Annotated in this window: 2 protein-coding genes; both read left to right on the top strand. The window is 75.2% G+C overall.

Annotation, left to right across the window (positions count from 1 at the left end; all coding sequences use genetic code 11):
• Positions 1–66: 66 nt before the first annotated feature.
• Complete coding sequence (locus tag MTQ10_RS27820; protein ID WP_247473044.1) at positions 67–1,905, top strand: HSP90 family protein; 1,839 nt, start codon at positions 67–69, stop codon at positions 1,903–1,905.
• On the top strand, positions 1,902–4,978 hold a 3,077-nt coding region (locus MTQ10_RS27815; protein WP_247473043.1), incomplete at its 3' end, for a hypothetical protein. The genes MTQ10_RS27820 and MTQ10_RS27815, both read left to right, overlap by 4 nt.

Here is a 4,978-nt window from a genome sequence, read left to right as displayed (position 1 = left end):
GACTGTGAGGTCTGCGAGTCCATCGTCACAGCGCCGTCCGGCTCCCCCACCAGCGGCGCTGTGACGATGGACTCGCAGACCTCACAGTCATCCCAGGTATCCCAGTCGCCTCACACACCTCATACGTTCCAGGTCGACCTGCGCGGCCTCGTGGACCTGCTCTCCCACCACCTGTACTCAAGTCCCAAGGTCTATCTGCGCGAGCTGCTGCAGAACGCGGTGGACGCGATCACCGCCCGGCGGGCCGAGGAGCCCGGCGCGCCCGCACAGGTCCGACTGCACGCGGAGGGCGGCACCCTGCGGGTGGAGGACTCCGGCATCGGCCTCACCGAAACGGACGTGCACGACCTGCTGGCGACCATCGGCCGCAGCTCCAAACGGTCGGACGGGCTTCAGGAGGCCCGCTCCGACTTCCTCGGCCAGTTCGGCATCGGCCTGCTGGCCTGCTTCGTGGTGGCGGAACGCATCCGCGTCGTCAGCCGCAGCGCCCGCACCCCGGACGCGCCGCCGGTGGAGTGGACGGCACGCGACGACGGCTCGTACACCGTGCGCACCCTGCCCCCGGACGCGCGGCCGGAACCCGGCACCACCGTGCACCTCCGGGCGCGGGCCGGGGCCGCGGAGTGGCTGGCCGCCGACCGCGTGCTGACCCTGGCCCGGGACTTCGGCTCGCTGCTGCCGTACGACGTGCGCGTGGGCGACGAACAGGTCACCGACCTTCCGGCGCCCTGGGACCGGCCCTACCCGAGCCCCGCGACACGCCGCGTGGCACTGGCCCGGCACTGCCACACCCTGTTCGGGTTCACCCCGCTGGACACCATCGACCTCGACGTGCCGCTCGCCGGGATCCGCGGCGTCGCATACGTGCTGCCGTCGGCGGTCAGCCCGGCCCAGCGCGCCGGGCACCGCGTGCATCTGAAGGGCATGCTGCTCACCGAGCGCGCCGAACAGCTGCTGCCCGACTGGGCGTTCTTCGTGCGCTGCGTCGTCGACACCGACAGCCTGCGGCCCACCGCCTCGCGCGAGGCGTTGTACGAGGACGAGACGCTGGCCGCCGTGCGGGAGGCGCTCGGCGAACGCATCCGCACATGGCTGACGGGCCTCGCGGCCGGCGACCCGGAACGGCTCGCGGCGTTCCTGTCCGTGCACCATCTGGGCGTGAAGTCGCTGGCCCGGCACGACAAGGACATGCTGCGCACGATGCTGCCGTGGCTGCCGTTCGAGACGAGCGACGGCCGGCTGTCGCTGGAGGAGTTCGCGCAGCGCCACCCGGTGGTGCACTTCACCCGCACGGTGGAGGAGTACCGGCAGGTCGCGCCGATCGCCTCGGCGCAGGGCGTCGGCGTGATCAACGGCGGTTACACGTACGACAGCGAACTGGTCGAGGCGCTGCCCTCGGTACGGCCCGGCACGGTCGTCGCCGAACTGGACGCCGACACCGTCACCGCCCACCTGGACGCCGTGGACCCGGCGGAGGAGCTGGCGCTGGCCGGGTTCCTGTCCGCCGCGCGGGCCAAGCTCGACCCGCTGGGCTGCGATGTCGTGCTGCGGGCCTTCCACCCGCTGTCGGTGCCCGCGCTGCACCTGGACGACCGGGACGCCCGGCACGAACAGGCCCGCGCCGAGGCCGAGGAGCAGGCCGACGACCTGTGGGCGGGCATCCTCGGCTCGCTGCGCGGCAGCGCACCCCGCGCGCGGCTGGTGCTCAACCATCTCAATCCGCTGGTACGGCGGATCAGTTCGCTGAAGGACGCGGAGCTGATCGGCACGGCGGCCGAGTCGCTGTACGGGCAGGCCCTGCTGATGGCGCAGCGCCCGCTGCGGCCCGCCGACTCGGCGCTGCTCAACAGGGCGTTCATAGGCCTGCTGGAGTGGGCCACGCACGGGGAGGGCGACGGACGATGACGGGGATCACGGACTTCGACTCCCTGCGCCGGGCGATGGCGGAGAACTCCGAGCAGCCGGAGGGACCCGCCCGCAACGCGCGCGCGGAGCAACTGCTCGCCGAGGCCGAGAAGCTGAACATCCCGCTCGCGGTGATCGAGGCGCTGGCGCACCAGCTGAAGGTCTACAACTACAGCTCCGAGAAGTCGAAGATGTTCGTCCCCTTCGCGCGGCTGCTGCGGATGTGGGACGAACGGCCCGAGGACTTCGACGAGTACGAGGCTCACTCGCTGCACTGGGTGTTCAAGTGGATGACGGCCGGCATGCTCGACCAGCCGCACATCCCGCTCGCCTCCATCGAGAAGTGGCTGGCGGAGATGGAGCACCGCTATAGGCTGGCCGGCCACTCCATGCGGGCGGTGCGCAGCGCGGAGTTCAGCGTCGCCGCGCACATCGGGGACGTGCCGCGCGCGGAACGGGCGTACGCGGGCTGGCTGGCCGCCGACCGCGACAGCATGGCCGACTGCCACGCCTGCGAACTGCACCGGCAGGGCTGGTGGCAGTCCGTGCGCGGGCGGTACGAGGAGGCGCTGGAGCTGTGGGGCCCGGTGGTGCGCGGCGAGTACACCTGCGCGCACGAGCCGCACTCCGTCCTCGCCGCGTCCCTGGTGCCGCTGCTGCGGCTGGGCCGCACCGACGAGGCGCGCGCCCACCATCTGCGGGGCTTCCGGCTGGTGCGGTCCATGGAGAGCATGCGCGGCTCGTACGCCGACCATGTGGAGTTCTGCGCGCTGACCGGCAACGAGGCGCGCGGTCTGGAACTGCTCGCGGAGCGGCCCGCGTACTTCACCGACGACGGCCATCCGCGCAGCAAGCTGGACTTCATGGCCGCGGTCGCCCTGCTGATGGACCGGCTGTGCGCGCTCGGCATGGCCGACCGGCAGGTGCCGGGGCCGGCGGGCCGCGCCTGGACGGCGGGCGAACTGGCCGGGCACGCGCGCGAGGAGGCGCTGGCGCTGGCGGCCCGTTTCGACGAGCGCAACGGCACCAGCCATGTGAGCGAGCGCGCCCGCGCCCGCATGGCGCAGACGCCGTTCGCGGAGCGTCTGCCGCTGGGTGTGCGCACGGTGCGCACCCCCGGCCCGCGTCCGGTACCGGCGAAGGCGCCGGCCGCGCCCTCCACGCCGCCCGGGACGCCCGACCTGCCCGCGCTGATCGCGGAGGCCCGGCGGCTGTCGGACGCGCTGCGGCCGGGCGCTATGGAGGCGTGGGCGGCGGTGGCGCGGGCCGCGGGACCGGACGAGCTGTCGGCGTACGACCGGGCGGAGCTGACCGACCACGAGGCGATGGCACGCGGCCCGGAGGGCGCCGAGCTGTTCGAGCGGGCGGCCGAGCTGTACGCGGAGGCCGGCGACACCGGCGAGTCGCTGGCGGCACGCGCGCGTGGCGCGTACGCGCGGGCGCTGTCCGGGGACGTCGACGGGGCGCTGGCGGCGGTGGCTGAGCCGTACGAGCGGATCCTGGCGCTGGGGGCCGAGGGCGGGGCCCCCGCGGGGCGCGGCGCGGGCGACAGCTCCGCGGCGGGCGCGGAGGGTGCGTCCCCCACGCCTCGTGGCGAGGGCGGGGCCGGTGGGGCGCGTGGCGAGGCCGGTGCCGGGATCCGGCAGACCGCGTCCGTGCTGATGAGCCGGGCGCGGATCCTGATGCGCCGGGTGCACGAGGCGGACGGGCCGGTCGACGCGGCCGACGCCGAGGCCGCCGAGGCCGCGGTCCGTGAGGTGCTGGCGCTGGTCGAGGAGCGCGTCGGGGACGACGTACGGCTCGCGGCGCGGCGCGCCGAGTCCCTCGCGATGCTCGCCGAGCTGGCGGCACGCGGCGGGGATCCCCGCGCGGGCGCCGAGCTGTTCGCGCGGGCCGCCGACGGCTTCGTGGCGGCGGGCGTGCCGTGGTTCGCGGTGGAGTACGAGGCACGCCTCGCGCAACTCGCCCACCACCTCGGCGATCCGCCCGAGGCGGAGCGGGCGCTGCGGGCCGCCCTGGAGCACGGCGGGGAACTCCTGGACCCGGTGGGGCGCGCCCAGCTCCACCTCCAGCTCGGGGAGGTCGTCGGCGAGCGCGGCGACAACGAGGAGGCCGCCGGCCATGCGCTGGAGGCGGCGCACTGGGCCGACGAGGCGGGCGAGGGCCCGACCCTCGGCGCCTGGGCGCGGCACCAGCTCGGCGGGTTCCTGGTCCGGCAGGGCCGCTGGGCGGAGGCCGCGGAGGTGCTGGAGTCCGCGCTGTACGACCTGACCGTCGAGACGCACGGCGACGGCACCGTCGTCCAGACCCTGTGGTGGCTCGGGGACTGCCTGGCCGAGCTGGGCGAGCACCGGGCCGCCGCGGAACGCCGGCTGCGGGCGGCGGACATCGCCCGGCACTGGCCCGACCAGCAGGACCACGCCGCGCTCGCCCACCTCGCCGCGGAGAGCCTCGGGCAGGCCGGGATGACAGTCGAGGCGGAGCGGGCGTACGCGCGTGCGGGTGAACTGTGGGAGGCGCTGGGCAACCCGCACGGGCTGGTGCGGGCGCTGCGTGCCCGGGCGTGGCTCGCGTTGCGGGGGGACGACGGGGGGTCGGCTCGAGGGTTGATGCGGCGGGCGTTGGAGGCGTGCGGGGCGGCTGCCGAGGCCGCTGCCGCGGCGGAGGATGCCTCGCCCGGCGCCGGGCAGGGCGAGGGCGTTGCGTCCGGCGCCGGGCAGGGTGAGAGCCGCGGCTCGGGGCAGGGCGATGAGCTGCTGCGGCTGCGAGCCGAGGTCGGGCATACGCACCGGCAGTTCGCGGATCTGCTCGCTCGGGACGAGGACCTGGAGGAGGCCCTGGTCCAGGTCCGTGCCGCGATCGACGTGTTCGCCGGGCTCGGGGCCGTCGCCCTGCACAGTCGCACCGGTGCGGAGCTGGCCGCGGGGTGGATGGAGGCCGACCTCGGCCGGAGCGGGGACGCGGGGGCGCGGGCGCGGGCGGTGCTGGACGCGTATGCGGCGGTGGACGCCGAGGGGGCGGAGGAGGAGGTTGTGCTCGCGCGGCGGGCGGAGGCGGAGCAGTTGCTCCAGGC

This window comes from Streptomyces sp. XM83C, from assembly GCF_023072675.1.
GTDB lineage: Bacteria > Actinomycetota > Actinomycetes > Streptomycetales > Streptomycetaceae > Streptomyces > Streptomyces thermocoprophilus.
This window is presented reverse-complemented; position numbering and strand designations above follow the sequence as displayed.